Origin of the sequence: Streptomyces musisoli, from assembly GCF_016741855.1 — a bacterium.
In the GTDB taxonomy this organism is placed as follows: domain Bacteria; phylum Actinomycetota; class Actinomycetes; order Streptomycetales; family Streptomycetaceae; genus Streptomyces; species Streptomyces musisoli.
Genome location: NZ_JAERRH010000010.1, coordinates 219,771 through 243,009, shown reverse-complemented (window position 1 = coordinate 243,009; position 23,239 = coordinate 219,771). Strand labels below are relative to the sequence as shown.

19 protein-coding genes are annotated in these 23,239 nt (G+C 69.6%); 9 read left to right on the top strand and 10 right to left on the bottom strand.

Annotated elements, in window-relative coordinates; translation table 11 throughout:
- Positions 1-8 precede the first annotated feature (8 nt).
- From gnd to dnaA, 3 genes are all read right to left on the bottom strand, one after another.
- Positions 9-884 carry a phosphogluconate dehydrogenase (NAD(+)-dependent, decarboxylating) gene (gene gnd, locus JK361_RS25780; protein ID WP_201822191.1) on the bottom strand — a complete coding sequence of 292 codons (876 nt, stop codon included), beginning with the start codon at positions 882-884 and terminating at the stop codon, positions 9-11.
- Between the two features lie 221 nt (positions 885-1,105).
- Positions 1,106-2,236 carry a DNA polymerase III subunit beta gene (gene dnaN, locus JK361_RS25775; RefSeq protein ID WP_201822187.1) on the bottom strand — a complete coding sequence of 377 codons (1,131 nt, stop codon included), beginning with the start codon at positions 2,234-2,236 and terminating at the stop codon, positions 1,106-1,108.
- Positions 2,237-3,473: 1,237 nt separating this feature from the next.
- On the bottom strand, positions 3,474-5,450 hold the full coding sequence (gene dnaA / locus JK361_RS25770; protein WP_201822185.1) for a chromosomal replication initiator protein DnaA: 1,977 nt from the start codon (positions 5,448-5,450) through the stop codon (positions 3,474-3,476).
- Between the two features lie 373 nt (positions 5,451-5,823).
- Here dnaA and rpmH point away from each other — a divergent pair, with 373 nt between their 5' ends.
- From rpmH to JK361_RS25725, 9 genes are all read left to right on the top strand, one after another.
- The gene (gene rpmH, locus JK361_RS25765) at positions 5,824-5,961 is read left to right on the top strand and encodes a 50S ribosomal protein L34 (RefSeq protein ID WP_015659252.1); all 138 of its coding nucleotides are present in this window, start codon (positions 5,824-5,826) and stop codon (positions 5,959-5,961) included.
- 21 nt (positions 5,962-5,982) lie between these two features.
- Entirely contained in the window at positions 5,983-6,354 is a 372-nt protein-coding gene (gene rnpA / locus JK361_RS25760; RefSeq protein ID WP_078611778.1) for a ribonuclease P protein component, read from the top strand.
- Positions 6,351-6,716 (top strand): membrane protein insertion efficiency factor YidD, encoded by a 366-nt coding sequence (gene yidD / locus JK361_RS25755; protein WP_201822183.1) that lies wholly within the window; start codon positions 6,351-6,353, stop codon positions 6,714-6,716. Before rnpA ends, yidD begins: the two co-directional genes overlap by 4 nt.
- Before the next feature lie 3 nt (positions 6,717-6,719).
- The gene (gene yidC / locus JK361_RS25750) at positions 6,720-7,994 is read left to right on the top strand and encodes a membrane protein insertase YidC (RefSeq protein ID WP_201822181.1); all 1,275 of its coding nucleotides are present in this window, start codon (positions 6,720-6,722) and stop codon (positions 7,992-7,994) included.
- 15 nt (positions 7,995-8,009) lie between these two features.
- Complete coding sequence (locus tag JK361_RS25745) at positions 8,010-8,522, top strand: Jag family protein (RefSeq protein ID WP_201822180.1); 513 nt, start codon at positions 8,010-8,012, stop codon at positions 8,520-8,522.
- 116 nt (positions 8,523-8,638) lie between these two features.
- A complete protein-coding gene (gene rsmG / locus JK361_RS25740) occupies positions 8,639-9,355 on the top strand; it encodes a 16S rRNA (guanine(527)-N(7))-methyltransferase RsmG (RefSeq protein WP_201822178.1) in 717 nt (238 codons plus the stop codon).
- A 434-nt stretch (positions 9,356-9,789) separates the two neighbouring features.
- Positions 9,790-10,863, top strand: a complete 1,074-nt coding sequence (locus tag JK361_RS25735; protein ID WP_201822352.1) for a ParA family protein — start codon at positions 9,790-9,792, stop codon at positions 10,861-10,863.
- Positions 10,860-11,960, top strand: coding sequence for a ParB/RepB/Spo0J family partition protein (locus tag JK361_RS25730; protein ID WP_201822176.1), 1,101 nt, complete (start codon positions 10,860-10,862; stop codon positions 11,958-11,960). The genes JK361_RS25735 and JK361_RS25730 overlap by 4 nt, the downstream gene beginning before the upstream one ends.
- A gap of 323 nt (positions 11,961-12,283) precedes the next feature.
- The gene (locus JK361_RS25725) at positions 12,284-12,901 is read left to right on the top strand and encodes a GNAT family N-acetyltransferase (RefSeq protein WP_201822174.1); all 618 of its coding nucleotides are present in this window, start codon (positions 12,284-12,286) and stop codon (positions 12,899-12,901) included.
- An 82-nt stretch (positions 12,902-12,983) separates the two neighbouring features.
- Here JK361_RS25725 and trxA read toward each other — a convergent pair whose 3' ends face one another.
- From trxA to JK361_RS25690, 7 genes are all read right to left on the bottom strand, one after another.
- A complete protein-coding gene (gene trxA, locus JK361_RS25720) occupies positions 12,984-13,316 on the bottom strand; it encodes a thioredoxin (protein ID WP_201822172.1) in 333 nt (110 codons plus the stop codon).
- A gap of 48 nt (positions 13,317-13,364) precedes the next feature.
- Positions 13,365-14,333 (bottom strand): thioredoxin-disulfide reductase, encoded by a 969-nt coding sequence (gene trxB, locus JK361_RS25715; protein ID WP_201822170.1) that lies wholly within the window; start codon positions 14,331-14,333, stop codon positions 13,365-13,367.
- Between the two features lie 293 nt (positions 14,334-14,626).
- Entirely contained in the window at positions 14,627-15,571 is a 945-nt protein-coding gene (locus JK361_RS25710; protein WP_201822168.1) for an RsmA family anti-sigma factor, read from the bottom strand.
- Positions 15,568-16,341 (bottom strand): RNA polymerase sigma factor SigM, encoded by a 774-nt coding sequence (sigM, locus tag JK361_RS25705; protein WP_201822166.1) that lies wholly within the window; start codon positions 16,339-16,341, stop codon positions 15,568-15,570. The genes JK361_RS25710 and sigM overlap by 4 nt, the downstream gene beginning before the upstream one ends.
- 22 nt (positions 16,342-16,363) lie before the next feature.
- Positions 16,364-18,064, bottom strand: a complete 1,701-nt coding sequence (locus JK361_RS25700) for a protein kinase family protein (protein WP_201822164.1) — start codon at positions 18,062-18,064, stop codon at positions 16,364-16,366.
- A 118-nt stretch (positions 18,065-18,182) separates the two neighbouring features.
- Positions 18,183-20,570 carry a murein biosynthesis integral membrane protein MurJ gene (gene murJ / locus JK361_RS25695; protein WP_201822162.1) on the bottom strand — a complete coding sequence of 796 codons (2,388 nt, stop codon included), beginning with the start codon at positions 20,568-20,570 and terminating at the stop codon, positions 18,183-18,185.
- A 45-nt stretch (positions 20,571-20,615) separates the two neighbouring features.
- On the bottom strand, positions 20,616-22,988 hold the full coding sequence (locus JK361_RS25690; protein ID WP_201822160.1) for a DUF6049 family protein: 2,373 nt from the start codon (positions 22,986-22,988) through the stop codon (positions 20,616-20,618).
- Between the last annotated feature and the right edge of the window lie 251 nt (positions 22,989-23,239).

The following is a 23,239-nucleotide window of genomic DNA, read 5'->3' as shown; positions in this document are numbered from 1 at the left end:
CGAAAGGCCTACTTCTTCTCTACGGCGTGGCCACCGAACTGGTTGCGCAGCGCGGCGATCATCTTCATCTGCGGCGAGTCGTCCTGCCGGGAGGCGAACCGCGCGAACAGCGACGCGGTGATCGCCGGCAGCGGCACCGCGTTGTCGATCGCGGCCTCCACAGTCCAGCGTCCCTCACCGGAGTCCTGTGCATAACCGCGCAGGCCCTCCAGGTGCTGGTCCTCGTCCAGGGCGTTGACCGCGAGGTCGAGCAGCCAGGAGCGGATGACCGTGCCCTCCTGCCAGGAGCGGAAGACCTCGCGGACGTTCTCCACGGAGTCGACCTTCTCCAGCAGCTCCCAGCCCTCGGCGTAGGCCTGCATCATGGCGTACTCGATGCCGTTGTGGACCATCTTCGCGAAGTGGCCCGCACCGACCTTGCCGGCGTGCACCGAGCCGAAGTCGCCCTCCGGCTTCAGCGCGTCGAAGACCGGCTGCACCTTGGCGACGTTCTCGGCGTCGCCGCCGTACATCAGCGCGTACCCGTTCTCCAGGCCCCAGACTCCGCCGGAGACACCGCAGTCGACGAAGCCTATGCCCTTGGCCGCCAGCTCCTCGGCGTGCTTCTCGTCGTCCGTCCAGCGGGAGTTGCCGCCGTCCACGACCACGTCACCGGGCTCCAGCAGCTCGGCGAGCTGGTCGATGGTCGACTGGGTGGGCTCGCCGGCCGGGACCATCACCCAGACCACCCGCGGGCCGCTGAGCTTGCCCACAAGCTCTTCAAGGCTGTGGACGTCCGCGAGGTCGGCGTTGCGGTCGTATCCGATGACGGTGTGGCCGGCGCGGCGGATCCGCTCGCGCATGTTGCCGCCCATCTTGCCGAGGCCGACGAGACCGAGCTCCATCAGTTGTGTTCCTTAGGTCGCTGTATGGCGTGTCAGGCACCTGAGTGCCGAGCCGAGCCTAAACCCGGACGCTCATGCACAGCTGTGGGCATACGCGCTCATGCGTTACTGCCCTTGACCTGCGGTTTTTCGATGTGCCGGCGCTGGGTCCACACGGCTGCCGGCCACAGTGCCGGACATCCACAGAGGGAGCCCGGCACTGTGCACAGCTGTGGACGACGTCAGCCGCTGAGGCGCACCGGCATGATCAGGTACTTGTACGCGTCGTCGGCCTCGGCGTCCAGCGCCGGCTTGCCGCTGAGCAGCGCCGGCTTGGTGGACGTCGTGAACGACAGCTGCGCCACCGGCGAGTCGATCGCGCTGAGACCGTCCAGCAGGAACGTCGGGTTGAAAGCGATCGAGATGTCGTCGCCCTCGAGCTGCGCGTCGACCCTTTCCACAGCCTGTGCGTCGTCGCTGGAACCGGCCTCCAGGATCAGCACGCCCTGCTCGAAGCTCAGCCGCACCGGGGTGTTCCGCTCGGCGACCAGGGCCACACGCTTGACCGCCTCGACGAACGGCGCGGTCTCGATCACGGCGACGGAGTTGAACTCGGTCGGGAACAGCGTCCGGTACTTCGGCAGGTCGCCCTCGAGCAGACGCGTGGTCGTGCGCCGCCCGGCCCCCTCGAAACCGATCAGTCCCTCACCGGCGCCGGCGCCGGACAGCGCCAGCGTGACGCTGTCCCCGGCGCCCAGCGACTTCGCGGTGTCCAGCAGCGTCTTGGCCGGGACCAGGGCGACGGCGGAGGCGTCCGGGTTCTCCGGCTTCCACAGGAACTCGCGGACCGCGAAGCGGTAGCGGTCGGTGGAGGCCAGGGTGACCGTGTCGCCCTCGATCTCGATGCGCACACCGGTGAGCACCGGGAGCGTGTCGTCACGGCCGGCGGCGATGGCCACCTGGGAGACGGCGGCGGCGAAGACCTCGCCGGGGACGGTGCCGGTCGCGTTCGGCATCTGCGGCAGCGCCGGGTACTCCTCCACAGGCAGGGTGTGGAGTGTGAATCGCGAGGAGCCACAGACCACCGTCGCCCGTACACCGTCTGTGGAAATCTCCACCGGCCGGTTGGGGAGGGCGCGGGAGATGTCGGCGAGCAGCCGGCCGGAGACGAGGACGGTGCCCTCCTCCTCGACCTCCGCCTCGACGTTCACCCGTGCGGAGACCTCGTAGTCGAAGCTCGACAGGCTCAGCTGGCCGTCCTCGGCCTTGAGCAGCAGGCCGGCGAGGACAGGCGCCGGCGGACGGGCCGGGAGGCTGCGTGCAGCCCACGCCACTGCCTCCGCGAGTACGTCGCGTTCCACCCGGATCTTCACCGTAAGCCGCCTCCTGCTGTTGCTACTGAGTCCTCCGACTCGGTGTCACCGCCCACTGCCGAGGGAAGGACACCGGGGACCAGTCTGACGCACCGCACTGACAGTAGGTGCCCGTCGGGGTCAAGTCGGTCCGGGCGGCAGCCGGAGGCGAGACGGCAAGTTGTGCACAGCCCCCGCTTCAAAGCGATTGCCGAACTCTCTCTAGTCGGGAGTAGTAGTAGGGCCTGTGGATACCGTGGATAACCCCGTTTGCGCAGCTCAGCGCAGGTTTTTTATCCACCGGCCCTGTGGGTGGAGGCAGTGGACAACCGGGCCTGTCTGTGGAGAACAGAAAGTTCTGCACACGTCGCCCACAGGACGAGGGCAGTTCTCCCCAGCTGTGTCCCCAGGAATACCCACGTTTCCCACACCCCAACCCGGCAGCTTCCTGTGACGGCTTTCACTCGACGCGGTGAGCGGGTGCGTCGGGTTGCCGAACAGTGGACAGCCATGTGGAGAAGCGGCGGATCGCTGGGGACAACCGCCCTCAGCCTGTGGGCTGCCGGTGGACAACTTTTTGCACAGGCTGTGGAGCCGCACGTTTTCCACAACCTGTGGAGATCGTTCATCCACGATTCCACAGCCCCCTGAACTGGGCGGAAGGCGAGGAACCAGCTTCCCTGTGGACGCAGTTCGGGACAACTCCACAGTCCCCAGGATGTGGACGGAAGAAAGTCGCCGAATCTGTGGAGAGTGGCCGTAACCAGGCAAGTAATCGAACACCGGATGACCGGGGAGGAACGGCCCACAGGGGTGTGCGGGGCTCGGGAGGGGGCTTCGAAGCGCCGTCGGAGGGCCGTCGGGGCTCTGGCGGAGCGCCGTCGGGGGCTGGCGGAGCGCCCTCGGGGGACTGCGGAGGGCGCTCGTAAGGCTGCAAAGGGCTGCGGAGGGCCCTCGCATCCCCCGGAGTCCGCTCCTCCAGGGGCCGCCTCATGTCCCACCGTCGCCCGCCGGCCCGCACCGGGCCCGTCCCCCAGCGACGTCCATGGACCCTTCCGGAGGCCATTCCGGCGTCCGCCCGTCCGCTCGACCGCCGTCCGATGCCCGCCCGGCATGCTTCCGCCGCCCCTCCGACGGCCCGCCACACCTCCCGACGGCCCGCCGCGCCCCGTCGGCTCCCCTCCGCCGCGCCGGAGACGCAGGAGGGCGCCCCGGGATTCGCGTTCCCGGGGCGCCCTCGGTGTCGGCGTGCGGCCGCTCAGCCGTTCTTGATGCGGTTGGTCAGCTCGGTGACCTGGTTGTAGATCGAGCGCCGCTCGGCCATGAGCGCGCGGATCTTGCGGTCGGCGTGCATGACGGTCGTGTGGTCGCGGCCGCCGAACTGCGCACCGATCTTCGGCAGCGACAGATCCGTCAGCTCACGGCACAGGTACATCGCGATCTGCCGGGCCGTGACCAGCGCACGCCCGCGCGAGGTGCCGCACAGGTCCTCCACCGTCAGCCCGAAGTAGTCCGCGGTGGCCGCCATGATCGCCGTGGCCGTGATCTCCGGCGCGCTGTCCTCGCCGCCGGGGATCAGATCCTTCAGGACGATCTCCGTCAGGCCCAGGTCCACCGGCTGCCGGTTGAGCGAGGCGAACGCCGTCACCCGGATCAGCGCGCCCTCCAGCTCACGGATGTTCCGCGAGATCCGGGAGGCGATGAACTCCAGCACCTCCGGCGGGGCGTTGAGCTGCTCCTGCACCGCCTTCTTGCGCAGAATCGCGATGCGCGTCTCCAGCTCGGGCGGCTGGACGTCCGTGATCAGGCCCCACTCGAAACGGTTCCGCAGCCGGTCCTCCAGCGTGACCAGCTGCTTGGGCGGCCGGTCGCTGGAGAGCACGATCTGCTTGTTGGCGTTGTGGAGCGTGTTGAACGTGTGGAAGAACTCCTCCTGCGTCGACTCCTTGTCCGCGAGGAACTGGATGTCGTCGACGAGCAGGATGTCCATCTCGCGGTAGCGCTTGCGGAAGCTGTCGCCCTTGCCGTCGCGGATGGAGTTGATGAACTCGTTGGTGAACTCCTCCGAGCTGACGTACCGCACGCGCGTGCCCGGGTAGAGGCTGCGCGCGTAGTGCCCGATCGCGTGCAGCAGGTGCGTCTTGCCGAGGCCCGACTCCCCGTAGATGAACAGGGGGTTGTACGCCTTCGCCGGCGCCTCGGCGACCGCGACCGCGGCCGCGTGCGCGAACCGGTTCGACGCGCCGATGACGAACGTGTCGAACAGGTACTTCGGGTTCAGCCGTGCCGTCGGCTCGCCGGGGCCGCTCGCCGGAGCCGGCTGCGCGGCCTGCGGACCGGGGGCACCCGCCGAGGGCATCTCCGGCCGGCCGGGGCCACCGCGGTGCGCCGGGGGCTCGGACAGCTCACGGCGCACCGGGTCGCGCTGGTCGTACTCCGCCCGGGACGGTTCGTACTCGGAACGGGGGTGGTCGTACTCGGAACGCGGTGAGTCGTAGTCCGGGCGGGACGGTTCGTACTCCGCGCGCGGGGAGTCGTAGTCGCCGCGCTGCTGCTCGTACGGCGGCCGCTCCATGCTCTGCGGGCGGTAGTCCTGGGACGGCGCGCCGTACGCGTCAGCGCCGGAGCCGTAGCCGTCCTGGGACGACGGGGAGGCGTACGGGTCCCGCTCGGGGAAGCCGAGCCGGGGCTGCTGCCAGCTGTACTCGTCCTGACCGGGGCGCGGCCAGGCGCCGGGCTCGGGGCGCTGGTACTCGGACGGGTAGGCCGGGCGGGCCGTGGGGAGCTGGTCCGGCCGGGAGGGCGGGAGCTGTTCGGAGCGCGGCTCGGCACCGGGGTGCTCAGCGGCGCCGCGGTGACGTCCGTACCCCTCGTACGGGCCGGAGGGCAGCTCCGGCTCCTCGTAGCGCGGCTTCGGCGCCTGCTGCGCGGGAGGCGCCGCGGGCGCCGGCGGTTCGCCCGCCGATTCGTCCACGGTGATCGCGATCCGGATGGGCCGGCCGCACTCACGGCTCAGGGTCTCGCTCACGATCGGCGCGAGACGGCCCTCCAGTACGCCCTTCGCGAATTCGTTCGGAACGGCGAGGAGGGCGGTGTCCGCGACCAGCGCGAGCGGCTGGCAGCGCCGGATCCAGCGCTCGTCCTTGCTCTCCACACCCTGGCCACGGCCCTCCCCGAGGAGCTGCTCCAGTACTCGTGGCCACACTGCGGCAAGATCGGCAGGTACGTCAGCCACAGGGCACGCTCTCTCACAGGTCCCACGAACGTGTGGTTCAGGGACGGGTCGGGATGAAAATCAGGTCGGGCGGGGATAAAGGAACGAATCGGAGTCCAGCCACGGTAGTCAGCGCGGCCGCTACGGTTCAAGTTGTTGTCCCCAGCCTGTGGATAGTGTCTCTCGGTGACCCCCGGTTTGACCGGATGGCGTAGCCCCGCGTACCGTAACCAGGTCGAGTTGTCGATGGCTGCTGCCGCCTGCCTCCGATGGGCACAGATCGCGTCAGGTGATCGGGAAGCGGTGCAATCGGGCGTGACGCGAGCTACTCGTGGGCGCACGGTGACAGCCAGGACGGCACCCCGCCACTACCGAATCTTTCTGGAGCCCCCGAGTGAGCAAGCGCACCTTCCAGCCGAACAACCGTCGTCGCGCGAAGACCCACGGCTTCCGCCTGCGGATGCGCACCCGCGCCGGCCGCGCGATTCTCGCGAACCGTCGTGCCAAGGGTCGCGCCAGCCTGTCCGCCTGATCCCGATCAGGTCATGACGTCGTGCTGCCCACCGAGAACCGGCTGAGGCGGCGCGAGGACTTCGCGACCGCGGTACGGCGAGGGCGCCGGGCAGGCCGCCCGACCCTCGTCGTCCACCTTCGTAGCGGTGCCACGGACCCGCACGCGCCTGGGGAGAGCGCTCCCCCGACGCGTGCGGGTTTCGTCGTGAGCAAGGCCGTGGGTGGCGCGGTCGTGCGCAACACAGTGAAGCGCAGACTGCGCCATCTGATGCGTGACCGAGTCGCCCTGTTTCCCCCCGGTAGCCTGGTAGTCGTACGAGCGCTGCCCGGAGCGGGCGACGCAGACCACGCACAGCTGGCCCGAGACCTGGACGCCGCCCTCCAGCGGCTCCTGGGAGGGGGCGCGCGATGAAGTACCCACTGCTGGCCCTGATCAAGCTGTACCAGTGGACGATCAGTCCACTACTGGGGCCGGTGTGCAAGTACTACCCGTCGTGCTCCCACTACGGCTACACGGCCATCGACCGGCACGGTGCGATCAAGGGAACGGCACTCACCGCCTGGCGCATCCTCCGGTGCAATCCGTGGTCGCTGGGCGGGGTGGACCATGTTCCGCCGCGCAAGCGCCCGCGGTGGCACGAAATGCTGCGCAACGCTTGGCGCGCACGCAAGGCGGGGCCCTCCGCCGCCGAACCGGCCGACGAAGCGGGACTCCATTCCGAGTCTCCTTCGGGGCCGGCCGCAGAGACCTCGTCCCATGCCCAAGGAGCATGATTAGTGGACACGATTGCCAGCCTCTTCAGTTTCATCACCTGGCCCGTCTCCTGGGTCATCGTCCAGTTCCACAAGGTGTACGGGGCGATCTTCGGACCTGACACCGGGTGGGCCTGGGGCCTGTCCATCGTGTCCCTGGTGATTCTGATCCGTATCTGCCTGGTCCCGCTCTTCGTGAAGCAGATCAAGGCGACGCGCGCGATGCAGACGCTCCAGCCGGAGATGAAGAAGATCCAGGAGCGCTACAAGAACGACCGGCAGCGTCAGTCCGAAGAGATGATGAAGCTGTACAAGGAGACGGGTACCAACCCGCTCTCCTCGTGCCTTCCCATCCTGGCGCAGTCCCCGTTCTTCTTCGCCCTGTACCACGTGCTCAACGGCATCGCGTCGGGCAAGCAGATCGGCGTCATCGACGAGGGGCTGCTCGAGAGCGCGCGTAAGGCGCACATCTTCGGCGCACCGCTGGCCGCGAAGTTCTTCAGCAGTGAAGAGCAGATCGCCGCGCTCGGCGCCTCGCTGACCAACGTCCGCGTCGTCACCGCGATCATGATCGTGCTGATGTCGGCGTCGCAGTTCTACACGCAGCGCCAGCTGATGACGAAGAACGTCGACACGACGGTGAAGACGCCGTTCATGCAGCAGCAGAAGATGCTGATGTACGTCTTCCCGGTCATGTTCGCCGTCTTCGGTGTGAACTTCCCGGTCGGTGTCCTCGTCTACTGGCTGACCACCAACGTGTGGACCATGGGCCAGCAGATGTACGTCATCCACAACAACCCGACCCCGGGTTCCAAGGCCCAGGCCGCCTACCTGGAGCGCCTGACCAAGCACATCACGCAGCACGGCAAGATCCGCCGGCGCAGCGAGAAGGCCATCGTCAAGGCGATCGTCACCAAGGGACGCGACCGCAACGAGTTCGAGCGCAAGTTCGTCAACGCGCTGAACAAGGCCGGCCTCGTCGCCCAGGCCGACGGCACCGTGGCGAAGAGCGCGGCCCAGGCCGCGGCGCAGGCCGAGGACGGTGCGGTCACCGGCACCACCACGGCCACGGCCCCCCGGCGCCAGCAGCCCAAGCGCCAGTCCAAGGCCCAGCGTCAGTCCGGTGCGACCAAGCAGGCGGGTGACTCCCCGTCGCTCGAGAAGACCGACGAGCCACAGGACGCCAAGCCCGCGGCTGCCCAGCAGCCCCAGAAGCCCGGCTCCGGCACCCGCAGCAAGGCCCAGTCCGGCCAGCGCAAGGGTGGCCCGCAGCGGCCCAAGTCCCCGTCCAAGAAGTAAGAAGGAGCCCATCCCGTGACGGAAGGCACCACCTCCGCCGCTGCCGAGGGTGCAGACACCCTCACCCGCCTGGAGCAGGAGGGTGAGATCGCGGCGGACTACCTGGAGGGTCTGCTGGACATCGCCGACCTCGACGGCGACATCGACATGGACGTCGAGGCCGACCGCGCCTCCGTGTCGATCATCAGCGACACCGGCAGCCGCGACCTTCAGAAGCTGGTCGGCCGGGACGGCGAGGTGCTGGAGGCGCTTCAGGAGCTGACGCGCCTGGCGGTGCACCGGGAGACCGGCGACCGCAGCCGGCTCATGCTGGACGTCGCGGGGTACCGGGCCAAGAAGCGGTCCGAGCTGTCCGAGCTGGGCGCCAAGGCCGCCGCCGAGGTGAAGAACACCGGTGAGCCCGTGAAGCTGAAGCCGATGACCCCGTTCGAGCGCAAGGTCGTGCACGACGCGGTCAAGGCCGCGGGGCTGCGCAGCGAGTCCGAGGGCGAGGAGCCGCAGCGCTTCGTCGTCGTGCTGCCTGCCTGATCGGTCCCGCATTCCACCGGCCCCGTCTGTTGAGCAGGCGGGGCCGAACTTTGTCAGCCTGGTAGTTCTGGTGGCCGGTGCGCGAAGCACCGGCGCTGTACGGAAGGACGGTCCCCGTGACGGAGGCAGCGGAGCTTCCCCCCGCGCCCGAACAGGCGCGGGAAGTGTTTGGTGATCGCTTCGCCGATGCGGTCCGCTATGCGGAACTGCTCGCCGAGGCGGGCGTGCAGCGCGGCCTGATCGGCCCGCGGGAGGTGCCCCGCCTGTGGGAGCGGCACCTGCTGAACTGCGCGGTGCTCTCCGAGGCCGTCCCGGAGGGGGTGACGGTCTGCGACGTCGGCTCCGGCGCCGGGCTGCCGGGCATCCCGCTCGCCCTGGTCCGCGACGACCTGAACATCACCTTGCTGGAGCCCCTGCTGCGGCGCACCAACTTCCTCACCGAGGTCGTCGAGCTGCTCGGCCTCGACCATGTCACCGTGGTGCGTGGCCGCGCCGAGGAGGTCCTGGGGAAGCTGACGCCGGTCCATGTGGTCACGGCACGGGCCGTGGCGCCGCTGGACCGTCTGGCCACCTGGGGCATCCCGCTGCTGCGCCCGTACGGCGAGATGCTCGCGCTCAAGGGCGACACCGCCGAGGAGGAGCTGAAGGCCGCGGCCACGGCTCTCAGCAAGCTCGGCGCGGTCGAGACGTCCATCCTGCATGTGGGTGAGGGCGTGGTTGACCCGCCGTCCACCGTGGTGCGGGTCGAGGTCGGCGAGAGCCCGGGTGGTGTCCGCTTCGCCGCGAAGCGCGCCAAGGCAGCCCGCACCGGTCGCGTCCGTCGCCGTCGATGACGCGGGGGACGAATCGTCGGTGACGGGGGCGAGTCGCCGGTGACGCCGAGGATGATTCGTCGGTGACGTGAAGGACGGGTCGTCTGCGTACGAGCAGTCGCAGGGCGAGCAGTCGAAGGGCCGGCGGCGCTGATCCGTCCTGACGACGAGACGTACTCCACACAAGCTTCCAAACCTACGCAAGCCGGAGTGTCGCGAAGGTCCGGTCGCAGCCGCTGTGCATCGTGTTTCACGTGAAACGTCGCTCACTGCTGCACGGCATCATCGGTCGGGGCCGCGCTGCGGCCGAACCGCGCGACCGGAAACCTCTCGGTTCACTCGCGGAGGACCCAACCGCCCCGGAGGTCCCGTCCCCCTCAAGGGGCACGGAGTTGTCCACAGAGGTGGATTTCTCCACAGAACACCAGGCCTCACTGGTTCACGACCCCGAAGACATGGGAGGCTCTGTTCATTGCGAGCCTGAAGTCGAGGAGAGTGAATCCTTGCGGTCCGACGCCAACATCGCGGGACCGATGACCGATCCGGTCCCCGGTCCCCGTACCGAGTCGATGGGGACGGATGTTTCACGTGAAACACCGCCCCCGATGGACGACACTCCCATCGGTCGTGCGGCCCAACTGGCGGTGGAGGCTCTCGGCCGCGCCGGCGAAGGCCTGCCGCGGCCGGAGCAGACCCGAATCATCGTGGTCGCCAACCAGAAGGGCGGCGTGGGCAAGACGACGACGACCGTCAACCTTGCCGCTTCGCTGGCTCTGCACGGTGGCCGCGTCCTGGTGATCGACCTCGACCCGCAGGGCAACGCGTCCACGGCCCTCGGCATCGACCACCACGCAGAGGTGCCCTCCATCTATGACGTATTGGTGGAGAGCAAGCCTCTGGCGGAGGTCGTCCAGCCCGTCCCCGATGTGGAGGGCCTCTTCTGCGCCCCCGCCACCATCGATCTCGCCGGTGCGGAGATCGAGTTGGTGTCCCTGGTGGCCCGGGAGAGCCGGCTACAGCGGGCCATCCAGGCGTACGAGCAGCCGCTGGACTACATCCTCATCGACTGCCCGCCCTCGCTCGGTCTGCTGACGGTCAATGCGCTCGTCGCGGGCGCCGAGGTACTCATCCCGATCCAGTGCGAGTACTACGCCCTGGAAGGCCTCGGCCAACTTCTGCGCAATGTCGACCTGGTGCGGGGGCATCTCAACCCCACCCTGCATGTGTCGACCATTCTGCTCACCATGTACGACGGCCGGACGCGTCTCGCTTCCCAGGTCGCGGAAGAGGTGCGCAGCCACTTCGGGGGCGAGGTGCTGCGGACGAGCATTCCCCGCTCCGTCCGTATCTCCGAGGCGCCGAGCTACGGGCAGACGGTGCTGACTTACGATCCAGGTTCGAGCGGCGCCCTCTCGTATCTTGAGGCGGCCCGAGAAATCGCGCTGAGGGGCGCCGGCATCAGCTACGACGCGAGCCAGGCCCACATCGGCGCCCAGAACGACCCAAGCATGGTGGAGGGGATCCAGTGAGTGAGCGACGGAGGGGTCTGGGCCGTGGTCTCGGCGCACTGATCCCCGCTGCCCCGACCGAGAAGACGCCGACCCCGGCAGCGATGGGAGGCGGAGCATCCGCCTCCCCTGCAACCGTCCCGGTGCTGACGGCCGACCGCGGAGTGGCCGCGGCCAGGGTGGCCACGCTGCCGCCCGTTACCCAGGAAGCCGAGGCGGCTCCGATGAGCCCGGCCGTCGAGGTGCCCGCGCCCCCGATGGGCGCCCACTTCGCCGAGATCCCGCTGGACGCCATCACCCCGAACCCGCGTCAGCCCCGTGAGATCTTCGACGAGGACGCGCTCCAGGAGCTGGTCACCTCCATCCAGGAGGTCGGTCTCCTCCAGCCTGTCGTGGTACGGCAGCTGGGAACCGGCCGCTATGAGCTGATCATGGGCGAGCGCCGCTGGCGCGCCTGCCGTGAGGCCGGTCTGGAGGCCATCCCGGCCATCGTCCGGGCCACGGACGACGAGAAGCTCCTCCTGGACGCGCTGCTGGAGAACCTGCACCGTGCGCAGCTGAACCCGATCGAAGAGGCGGCCGCGTACGACCAGCTGCTGAAGGACTTCAACTGCACGCACGACCAGCTGGCCGACCGCATCGGGCGTTCCCGCCCGCAGGTCTCCAACACCCTGCGTCTGCTGAAGCTGTCCCCGACCGTCCAGAAGCGGGTGGCCGCCGGGGTGCTCTCGGCCGGCCACGCGCGGGCCCTGCTGGCCGTCGAGGACTCGGAGGAACAGGACCGCCTGGCGCACCGGATCGTGGCCGAGGGGCTGTCGGTGCGGTCCGTGGAAGAGATCGTGACGCTGATGGGCTCGCGGCCCCAGAAGGCCTCGCGGGCCCGGGGACCCCGGGCCGGTTCCGTGCCCTCCCCGGCGCTGAGCGAGCTGGCCACACGGCTCTCGGACCGCTTCGAGACGCGGGTGAAGGTCGAGCTGGGCCAGAAGAAGGGAAAGATCACCGTCGAGTTCGCCTCCGCGGACGATCTGGAAAGGATCCTCAGCTCGCTCGCCCCGGGCGAGAAGCTGGCCCTCCAGAAGAGCCTTCAGGAAGGCGACGGCGAGGAGACGCACGACTGATCCTCGGGCGGTGACGCCCGGTGGCGCAGTGGAGCGGGCCGTGTCCGGTCTATACCGGAACGCGGCCCGCTCTTTGCTTTGAGGCGCTATCGAGTGAATACCATCGTGGATACGATGCGATCAGGTATGGCACATCCACCGGACAGCAGCTGCATCTGTGAGGGGGAGTCGGGGGCCATGCGATCGATGAGCCGCACCGGACTGGTGAGCGCAGGCCTGAGCCTCGGAGTGGTCGGCGGATTCGTCGGCGGCCTCCTCAGGGAACGGAGCGCTCTGACAGCCGCTCGTGATGCGGCGGGCGAAGGAAGCGAGGATCAGCCTTCATGGGGCGTCGGCTCGTGCCGCTCACTCTGGACAACCTTCAGGACCTTCCCCACCGCTGCCGTTCCTGTGTCTTCTGGGAGCTGGATCCCGTCAGCGGCGAAGCGGCACTGAAGGCGGGCACGGCCGCGCTGGAGAAAGAAGGCTGGATCTCCGCCGTCCTGCTGGACTGGGGGTCATGCGGCCGGGTGGTGTACGTCGATGACGTGCCGGCGGGTTTCGTCCTCTACGCCCCACCGGCCTATGTGCCGCGCTCGACGGCCTTCCCCACGAGCCCCGTCGCGCCGGACGCCGTCCAGCTGATCACGGCGTTCGTCATGCCCGGCTACCAGGGACAGGGGCTGGGCCGGGTGCTGGTGCAGGCGGTCGCCAAGGATCTGCTGCGCCGGGGGTTCAAGGCGATCGAGGCGTTCGGCGACGCCCGCTGGGAGCAGCCCGCGTGTCTGCTGCCCGCCGACCATCTGCTGGCCGTGGGCTTCAAGACGGTGCGGCAGCATCCCACGCATCCTCGACTGAGGCTGGAGCTGCGGTCCACGCTCTCCTGGAAGGAAGACGTGGAGATGGCTCTCGACCGGCTTCTGGGCGCTGTACAGAAGGAGCCGGCGCTGAGGCCGCTGTAGAACCGAGGCGTCTACAGCTGAGGCCGTTATGCCGAATGGGCCAACCCCAGGGGGTTGGCCCATTCGTGTTTCACGTGAAACATCACTTGGTGATGAACTCTTCGAGGTCGCGGATGAGCGCGGCCTTGGGCTTGGCGCCGACGATGGTCTTGGCAACCTCCCCGCCCTGGTAGACGTTCAGGGTCGGGATGGACATGACGCCGTACTTGGCGGCCGTGTCGGGGTTCTCGTCGATGTTGAGCTTGACGATCTCGATCTTGTCACCGTACTCGGCGGCGATCGCCTCCAGCGACGGGGCGATCTGGCGGCACGGGCCGCACCAGGCCGCCCAGAAGTCCACCAGAACGGGCTTGTCGCTCTTGAGGACTTCCTGATCGAAGGAGTCGTCGGTCACGATCTTCAGGTTGCCGGCCACAGTGGGCTCCTTAGCTTGCTCGTGCAGTGGGGCGGGGAAAGGGGAAGGTCAGACGGCGGTCTTCTCGGGCTCCGCCTGGTCCTCGTCCGCGAGGGCGGCGAGGAAACGCTCGGCGTCCAGAGCCGCGGAGCAGCCGGTACCCGCGGCGGTGATCGCCTGGCGGTAGGTGTGGTCGACCACGTCGCCGGCGGCGAAGACACCGGTCACATTGGTGCGGGTGGACGGAGAGGCGACCTTCAGGTAGCCCTCCTCGTCCAGGTCCAGCTGGCCCTTGAACAGCTCGGTGCGCGGGTCGTGGCCGATCGCGATGAACAGACCCGTCACGGGCAGGTCGGACAGCTCGCCGGTCTTGAGGTTGCGGAGCTTCAGGCCGGAGAGCTTCTGGTCGCCCTGGATCTCGGCGACCTCGCTGTCCCAGACGAACTTGATCTTCGGGTCGCCGAAGGCGCGCTCCTGCATCGCCTTGGAGGCGCGCAGGGTGTCCCGGCGGTGGACGACCGTCACCGACTTGGCGAACCGCGACAGGAAGGTGGCCTCCTCCATCGCGGTGTCGCCGCCGCCGATCACGGCGATGTCGTGGTCCTTGAAGAAGAAGCCGTCACAGGTGGCGCACCAGGAGACACCGCGGCCCGAGAGCGCGTCCTCGTTCGGCAGACCCAGCTTGCGGTGCTGCGAGCCGGTGGTGACGATGACGGCCTTCGCCTGGTGGACCGTTCCCGCGGTGTCGGTGACCGTCTTGATCTCACCGGTCAGATCGACGGAGACGATGTCGTCCGGAACCAGCTCGGCACCGAAGCGCTCGGCCTGAGCCCGCATGTTGTCCATGAGGTCGGGCCCCATGATGCCGTCGCGGAAGCCCGGGAAGTTCTCCACTTCGGTGGTGTTCATCAGCGCACCACCCGCGGTGACGGCGCCTTCGAACACCAGGGGCTTCAGCGACGCACGGGCGGTGTAGAGCGCCGCCGTATAGCCTGCGGGCCCGGAGCCGATGATGATCACGTTACGGACGTCGCTCACGGCTTGATTCCTCGTCTCTGGTCTGCGTCAGTCGACCGGCGGGAGACCCTTTCAGATCTCTCACCCCACCCAACGGATCCTACGGGGCGCGCATTCCCGGTGTGTCCGGGCACACGCGTGCGGGGGGACGAGTCCGGCGAGCCTGAAGCGGACACAGAGATGAACGCGCGAAGAAAGACAGCCCATACAGCCGGAATGGGATATTCCGAATTCTTCGGAGGGCGGTGCGTGGCCGAGGTATGCGGTCGTCGACACCATCGCCGGGGGCACGCGAAGGGGTGCCGCATTCGTGTTCAGGAGCGCGGGTACGACTTCTTCAGCAGAACCTTGCCCGAGGAGGCGGGCTGCTGATGAATGCACGTGGCGTCGATGACGTAGGCCGTGATCCGGGCGCTGTCGCCTGTGGCCGGTACGACGACCAGGTAGGCACTCTTGCCGGAATAGGTCCCCGTTTCAGCGGCGAGGGCGTCACCGCTGTTGTTGATGGCGTGCCGGATGCAGTCCGGAATCGCAGGCTCAATCTGCAGCAGGGTGCCCGCGTGCTTCGTCGACGGTGGGGTGTTCTGTTCGGGCGCGATGTCGGACCGGTGCTTGGGGGCCTCGGATTCCCGCTGCGCCTTCTTCTTGGCGGTGAGTAGGTCCTTCACGCGGCTTTCCACGCTGGTGCCGGAGAACGTCTCCGCGGAAGGCGTCGGCTCCCCGTGAGCGGTGGTGTCGGAGGAGTGGTCACCGCGCATCTGGAGTACCAGGGACCCCGCCCCCAGAACGGCCGCCGTGAGGACCGCTCCGAGGACCGCACGGCGTCGGCGCCGGCCTCGTTCGCGGCCCTTGCGGCGGGGACCGACCGATGCCGGGGGCCGCCCGGCGGGCCGGTCGGTGGGGCGCGATGTTTCACGTGAAACATGACGCACACCGTCGTCGTCCCGTTCGTGTCCCGACGGGCTGACTGCGGCGACGTGGGCGTCCGCCGAGCCGGGAGCCGCACCGCCGAACAGCGCCTCGGCGGCGAGGGCGGCGTCGAGGCGGTCCGCCACGTCATCGGGCATGCGCTCCGTCTCGGAGACCGACCCCAGCAGGCCCCGGAGTTCCTCCAGCGAGTCATGGACGTCCGTGCACGGCTCGCACGTCAGCAGGTGACGCCGTATGTCCGCGCTACGGCCCGGAGGGAGAAGACCTTCGGTGAGGTCGGAGATCTCCTCGACGTCCGGGTGCCCGGCCGTGTCCGTCGTGGAAGTCACGCTCGCCCACCTCCGCCCTTCACTACGGCTGAATCAGTCGGTCCCGAGTCCGCGGAGCTTCCGCCTGAAGCCCCCGTTGCCGGTGGGACGGATGCCCTGTGGTCCCGGTTCCGTTCCGCGCGGGGTTCTTTCTCCTTTCCGGAGCCGGAGCCGGAGCCGGAGCCGGAGCCGGAGCCGGAGCGGGGGCCGGCACCGTCGGGCCGCAGGTGCGTGAGCAGAGGCAGCAGCCGAGCCCTGCCCCGGGCGCACCGGCTCTTCACGGTGCCGGTGGGCACCTCCAGGATCCGGGCGGCCTCGGCCACCGGGTATCCCTGCATGTCCACGAGGACCAGAGCCGCCCGCTGGTCGTACGGGAGGGTGCCGAGTGCTTCGAGGAGCTGGCGGTGGACGTCGTTGCGTTCCGCCGGGGCCGACGCGGACTCGTGCGGCTCCAGAAGTTGTTCCAGGCGCTCGGTGTCGTCGACCGGCGAGGTCTTCCGGGAGGCCGCCTTGCGGGCACGGTCCAGACAGGCGTTCACCGTGATCCGGTGCAGCCACGTCGTGACCGCCGACTGCCCACGGAAGGTGTGGGCGGCCCGGTAGGCCGACACCAGGGCGTCCTGAACCGCGTCCGCGGCCTCTTCACGGTCCCCCAGCGTGCGCAGCGCTACCGCCCAGAGCCGGTCCCTATGCCGCCGCACGATCTCACCGAAGGCACCGGCATCGCCTGCCACATGCCGGGCGAGGAGGTCCTTGTCGCTCGCCCGGTCATCTCCGGCGCCCTCCGCCATCTGCCCCTCCCGAGTGGAGACCTCAGCTGGTCACCTTGACGTCTGCCACTCTGCCCCGCCACTGGTCCCCGCCGTCATAGGGCAGCTTGGTCAGCCAGATCAAGAGGTACCGGCTCTTGAGGGACTTGCCGGGCTTGAGCTCCACCGTCGTGCCCGAGCCGCTGGCAGCCTTGCCGAAGGCCTCGAAGGCCGTCGGCTCGGACACCGCGTCCGCGCCGGCGGCACGCAGCTCGACCGACGTCTCCCCCACGAAAGTGACGGTCACCTTTCCGACCTGCTGGACCTTGCCGAGGTCGATGACCATCCCGACGCCCGGCTTCAGGTTGCCCAGCTCCGGACTCAGATAGAAGTCGGTCTGCCAGTAGGTGGACGGGTCGTTGTCGATCGCCTTCCCTATGCCCTCGGGCTTCTCCGAGTGGTCGGCGCTGAACGGGTCGAAGTCCCGGGCGCTCTTGATGGCAACCGGCCGGCCGGACGAAGGCTTCTTCGGGTTCTTGTCGCCGTTGTCCGTCGTCTGGCTCTTGTGGGTGTCGTCCGACTTGCCGCCGTGGTCCATCAGGGCGTCCGCCAGCTGCCAGCTGCCCAGACCCAGGGCGGCGATGAGCAGCGCCGACACCGCCCACTTCAGGACCTTGCCGGTCCGGCTCTGCAGCGGGGGCGGCGGGGGCGTGATCGGCTGCGTGGCCCCGGGGTGGGGCGCTTGGCGGCCGTAGGTGCCCTGCTGGTAGGTCGTGCGCTGGTACTCCGGCGGCGCCGTGAACGCCGGCTCGGGCGGGCGGATGCGCGGCATCTCGCCGATCGCCTTCACCAGCTCCTCCGGCGTGGTGCACGCGGCCTCGTGACGTGACGCCGTGGCCCCGTCGTTGGCGAGGGCGCGCATGGCCAGCTCGGACAGGCCGCGGTGCACCCCGGCGCGCACCTGGTCCGGGGGAATGAGGCCGAGGTCCTTGGGCAGGCCGGACAGGCCGTACGCGTCGTTCTCGTACGGCCAGCGCTGCGTCAGCGCCGCGTACAGCAGGGCGCCGATCGCCTCGGTGTCGGTGCGCTGCGGGGTGTCGGAGCTGATGCCCCGCAGCGCCGCGTTCACGGCGAGGCCGCGGATGCGCCACTGACCGGTGGAGGCGCGCAGGACGGCGTTCGGGTTCAGCCGCAGGTGGGCGAGGCCCTCCCGGTGCGCGGCAGCCATGGCCGAGGCGATCTGGCTGACCAACTGGTAGGCGTCGTGCGGCTCCAGCGGGCCGCCGGCGAGGAGGGTGGACAGCTCCGTGGCGTCGGGCAGCCACTCGTGGACGACGTAGACGAGGTCGTTCTCCTCGACGGCGTCGAGGACCTGGACGAAGCGCGGATCGCCGAGCAGCGCGGAGGAACGGGCGGCGGCGAGCACGGAACGGGCCCGGGCGTGGTCCGCGGGCAGTATGTGAACGCCGACGGCACGACGGAGCTTCTCGTCGACCGCACGCCAACTGCTGAATCCGTCCAGACGGGTGACGCACTCCTCCAGCCGATAGCGTCTGGCGAGTTTGTGACCGCTGTGCAGCTCCGGAGGCGATGCATGCCGTCCGGGACCTTCGGCTCCGCCGCTCCCCTGCGCCCTGTCGCTGTCCGTGTCCCGCTCCGGGTTCTTGGCCACCCCGTCGGCCGTGGCCTGGTCCGCCTTGGCGGTCAGCGGCTGCTCACCGCTGTTGTCTGCCACGTCGACGGCAGCCGTGCTCCGTTCCGCCACCGTCGTCCCTGCCTCCCCATCCGTTGCACGCTGTCCGACGCCGAACCCAATTGTGCCCACAGTCCGTCGCTATGCACGACACGCGGCGGCGGACGATGGTTGTGCGCCTACCCCCGCCTCAACGACCCAGACGCCCGCGGACCATTCCCACGAGCGAGTTGAGTTCCTCGATACGCATCCGGCGGGCGGCGACGAAGAAGATGCCGAACAATACGGCACCGCCGACGATCAGTGCGGCGAAGGAGCCGATCACACCCTGGCCGAGGCTGTGCCCGACGCCGTAGCAGGCCGCGCCGCTGAGCAGGGCGGCCGGCACGGAGGCGATACCCAGTCGCGCGTACGTGCGCAGCACCCGGGCCCCGTCCAGGTCCCCGCCCAGCCGCATGCGCAGCCGGCGCCAGGCGACACCCACACCGATGGCGTAGGCGAGGCCGTAGGCGGCGGCCATACCGGCGACGGCCCAGCGCGGCGGCAGCAGGAAGTAGCAGAGCGCCGAGGCGCCGGCGTTGACCGCGGCCACGATGACCGTGTTGTAGAAGGGGGTGCGGGTGTCCTCGTAGGCGTAGAAGGCGCGGAGGACGACGTACTGCACGGAGTACGGGATCAGGCCGAGGCCGAAGGCCATCAGCATGTACCCCATGTTGGTGGCCGCGTCGGTGCCCGCGGAGCCGAAGATCAGCGTGCACATCGGGATGCCGAGCGAGACGAACCCGAACGCGATGGGCACGATGGCCACCGCGGTGGTGCGCAGACCCTGGGAGATGTCGTCGCGGACGGCACCGGTGTCGTCCTCGGCGGCCGAGCGCGAGATGCGGGGCAGCAGGGCGGCCATGAGGGACACCGTGATGATGGCCTGGGGCAGGCCCCAGATCAGCTGGGCGTTGGCGTAGGCGGCGAAGCCGGTGCCCTTGACGCCGGAGCCGTCGCCGGCGGCGGTGGACAGCTGGGTGACGACCATGGCGCCCGCCTGGTTGGCGAGGACGAACAGGACCGTCCACTTGGCGAGCATCGCGGCCTTGCCCAGGCCGTGGCCCTTCCAGTCGAACCGCAGCCGGATCCGGAAGCCGGTCTCGCGCAGGTAGGGGATCATCGCCAGCGCCTGGACGACCAGGCCGAGCAGCACACCGACACCGAGCAGGCGCTGGCCCTGCGGCGGGATGTTCTCGACGGCCAGGTGGGAGTTGGCGGCGGTGCCGTACACCCAGATGAACGCGCCCAGCGAGACGATGATGACGATGTTGTTCAGGACCGGCGTCCACATCATCGCGCCGAACTTGCCGCGCGCGTTGAGGATCTGGCCCATCACCACATGGATGCCCATGAAGAAGATCGAGGGCAGGAAGTAGCGGGTGAAGGTCACCGCGACGTCGTTGGCGGCCGGGTTGCCGGCGATGGTGGGCGACAGCGCCCGCACCAGGATGGGCGCGGCGAACATCGCGAGGGCGGTGAGCGCGGCCAGCGCCACCATGACGAGGGTCAGCAGACGGTTGGCGAAGGCCTCGCCGCCGTCCTCGTCCTCCTTCATGGACCGCACCAGCTGGGGCACGAAGACGGAGTTCAGACCGCCGCCGACGGTCAGGATGTAGATCATCGTCGGCAGCTGATAGGCCACCTGGAAGGAGTCGGCGAGGAAGCCGAGGCCCAGTGCGGCGGCGATCAGCGCGGAGCGGATGAAACCGGTGAGGCGGGAGACCATCGTGCCCGCCGCCATGACGGCGCTGGACTTCAGCAGTCCGGCGGCCCGCCCGCCCTTCTTGACGGGAGCGGCGACGGCGTCACCGGCCGCGCCCCCCGGCTCTACGGCGACGGCGGGATCCGGGGCCGCGGCCGGGGCGGGCACCGGGGCCTGCGCCGGGTATCCGGCGGCGGACGGACCGGCGGGGTACGCGGCGGCGGACGGACCCGCGGGGTATGCGGAACCCGGGTAGCCCTGCTGCGGGCTCTGGGCGTGCGGCTGGGGGTACTGGCCCCCGGCGTCGTACCCGCCGCCCGGGGCGCCGGCCGGTCCCGGGACGGCAGGGGGATCCATGGGCGCGTGCCCGCCGCTGTGCTGCTGGTCCTTGAAGAGGTGCGCGAAGGCGTCCGGCTCGTGGTACTCCTCGCCGGAGTGCGACACCAGGTCGTCCACGCCCACGAACTGAGTCGTGCGGGGGTCCTCGCCGTACGGCAGGTACTGGGTGGCACCGCCGGGCTCCGGCGCCGGGGTCTGCGCCCACACGCGCGGGTCGGGGGCGTAGGGCGACTGGGCGGGCGGCGCGTACGGCGGCTGCTGCGGGTCGTACGACCCCGGGGGAGGCGGCGGGTGCGCGGCGCGGTCGTACAGCGCCTCGGCGACCGGGTCCTGGGCGGCCAGGTCGTGCGCCCGGTAGGGGTCCTGCTCGTAGGCGTCCTGGAGATACATGTCCGCCGCGTGCTGCGGCGGCGCCTGGCCGGGCTCGGGCGGCTGCTCGGGGTAGCCCGAGCCGGCCGCGCCCTGGCCGCGGTCACCGTCGTACGGCGCGTTCATGCCTACCCCACCTCATCGTCCCGGGCCCACCGGCCACGACATCGCTCAACGGTCCACTCTCTCACCCGTCCCGGACGGGTCGGCGCTTTCCGGTGCGGTGTCCGGCGCAGGGTCACTCGGCTGCTCCGGGTCGTCTGCGCCGGGGGCGGAACCGGACTCCTCCGGGAGACGGTCCCCGGGGGCTCCGGGGTTCCCGGGCTCCTCGGGGCCCTCCGTCTCCGTGCCGGGGCCGTCGTCCTCCGCCTGCCGGGCGGCGGCGCGCTTGCGCTGGGTGTACATCCGGAAGCCGGCGAGGACGAGAAGCAGTACGCCGCCGCCGATGACCAGCATGACGGTGGGCGTGACCTCGGTGACCTTCACGTCGAAGCTGACGGGGTCGCCGTACTTCCGGCCGTCCTCGGTGTACAGCTGGGCGATCACCGAGACCCGGCCGTTGGCGTTGGCCGAGGTGGTGAACTTCACGGACTGGCTGTGCCCCCCGGAGATCTCCACCTGCTGCTCGGAGTAGGCCTTGCCGCCGATCTCCAGACGGGTCGGCATGGTCGACTCCAGGCGCAGCACCAGGTGGCCGACCGGCTGCACGAGGTTGTTCTGGACCGTCACCGGGATCGTGGCGCTGCGGCCGGAGAGCTTGGTCTCGGACTTGTCGATCAGCTTGACCTGGTCGGCCAGCTCGTCGAGCCATGCCTCCACGGCACCGCGGTAGCTGTCCGCCTCGCCGCCGCGGCCGCGCCAGGACGTGGACATCTCCCGGTTTATGGCCCGTCCGAAGGGGGTGACCACGCGGGACTGGTCGGTGAGGACCACGCGGAAGCTGTCGAGCTTGTCCTGCGTGCGGGCGATCTGCTCGAAGGCCGTCCTCGGCAGCTCCTGCCGGCGCAGCGAGGAGGGGTAGGCGGACGTCGACGGGATGCGCGTGGTGGCGCCCGGGTCGGGCTTGTCCTTGGCCGTCGCGGTGAGGTCCTGGGGCTGGGACCAGGTGCCGCCCTGGAGCGCCGTCAGCGCTGCCGCCATCGCCTGGGCCTGGCTTGCCGTGGGCATGCGCTGCGGGGCGACGACGATGCTGCGCTGCTTGTCCGTCTGGGTGTTCAGTTGCAGGCTCTGGGCGAGGAACTGCTGCACGGCGAGGGTGGCCGACCCCGCCTTCGTCAGGTCGCCCTGGAAGGCCGTGGACAGCCGGGCGTCGGCGACCACCGCCGTGGTGCCTCCCCCGACCGGGCGGGCGGCGGACGGCGTGTACGGCAGCCCGGCGGTCTCCCGGAGGCTGTCGCTGCGGGCGATCACCCGGTCGGCCCCGGCCGAGGTCGCGACCTTCATGATCGACGGGTCCACGGCGCCGTTCACCGGCCAGGCGAAGTCGGTGCTCGGTGTGACATGGAGCACGGTCTTGACGGTGGTCGTGGCAACGTCGGTGGCGTCCTTGAGGTGGCTGAGCGAGCCGGTGACGCTGGTGCCCTTGTGCGCCAGGGAGGCGAGATCCGGGTCGGCGAAGGGCAGCGCCACGACCTCCTTGCCGGCCACCGCCTTCTGGAGGGAGGCCAGCCACTGCTTGGCGACCGCCTGGTGCTCCAGTGAGCCGGGCGTGCTGGTGCCGCCCGCGCCCTGGAGCCGGTAGTTGCCCACCGCCATCGCGTCGACCGAGGCCAGCAGATCCGGGTCGATCACCCAGGTGACGTCGAGATCCTTGCCCAGCTCCACCATCTGGGACAGGCGGCCGCCCGGCGCCAGTTCCCCGGCCAGGTCGTCGTCGAGGAACTCCGGCGTCTGCAGATCGCCCGCGCCCGTCTTGGCCGTCATGTGGACCGTGGAGAGCAGCGGCCACAGGAACGTCGTCTTGGTCTTGGTGTCGGCGTCCGACGGCTGCCACGGCAGGAACGTCCGCCGGATGCCGAGGGGCTGGTCCCAGGGCTGGGCGGAGGTCTGGCCGGACAGGGCGACCCCCAGCTCGTAGACCCCGTCGTCGCCGAGGTCGAGCTTGTCCACGGGGACGGAGATGCTGAAGTGCTCGGCGACGCCCGGGGCCAGCTTGTCGAAGTCCTCCTCGTACTTCTCGTCGACCTCGGAGCCGGAGCTGCTCTGCAGGTCCTCGGAGTGCTGGGCCACGGAGTCGATGGCCGAGCGGGTGGTCAGCGGGGAGCCCACCCGGAGGCCCACATGGGCGTGGGTGACGCTCTGCTTGCCGTTGTTGGTCACCGTGCCGGACACGGTCAGCGTGTCGCCGTCCGAGGGGGCACTGGGGCTGAGCGAGTCCAGGGAGACGGAGACCGAGTCGGAGGAGGCGGCCTGCGCGGGCACGGCGGCGGGCAGCTGGAGCAGGCCTGCCAGCAGCGGTGTCCCCGCCAGAAGGGCTCCGGCCCGCCGCAGCCAGCGGCGGGCAGGTGAGGCACTGGTCCCCTGGAAGTCAGCCGCCTCGGCCACGCGCTCGCCCGTCCCTCGTCGTCAGTGGTCGTCGGAATGTGCGTCCACGCATGGTAACGATGCGCGCCGAAGGGAAGTGCCGCGGTCTCCGTCACAAGATCGAAGAGCAGCCGTGACCCGTCCCCTATATCCAGTATCGAGGGGAGAGCGGCCGTACGCCGCAAGAGCAGTGCTTGCACGGGTATGCAGGGAGCTGTCCGCAGGGCCTTAATGGGGGCGCCCCTGGTCGCGCGGGGCACGTACCCTCTTCT

Bases quoted from the DNA above. Each gene is read 5' to 3' on its own strand.
- gnd (WP_201822191.1), bottom strand. From the start codon at position 884: ATGGAGCTCGGTCTCGTCGGCCTCGGCAAGATGGGCGGCAACATGCGC.
- yidD (WP_201822183.1), top strand. From the start codon at position 6,351: ATGAAGTACCCACTGCTGGCCCTGATCAAGCTGTACCAGTGGACGATC.
- JK361_RS25735 (WP_201822352.1), top strand. From the start codon at position 9,790: ATGGGAGGCTCTGTTCATTGCGAGCCTGAAGTCGAGGAGAGTGAATCC.
- JK361_RS25725 (WP_201822174.1), top strand. From the start codon at position 12,284: ATGGGGCGTCGGCTCGTGCCGCTCACTCTGGACAACCTTCAGGACCTT.
- sigM (WP_201822166.1), bottom strand. From the start codon at position 16,341: ATGGCGGAGGGCGCCGGAGATGACCGGGCGAGCGACAAGGACCTCCTC.
- murJ (WP_201822162.1), bottom strand. From the start codon at position 20,570: ATGAACGCGCCGTACGACGGTGACCGCGGCCAGGGCGCGGCCGGCTCG.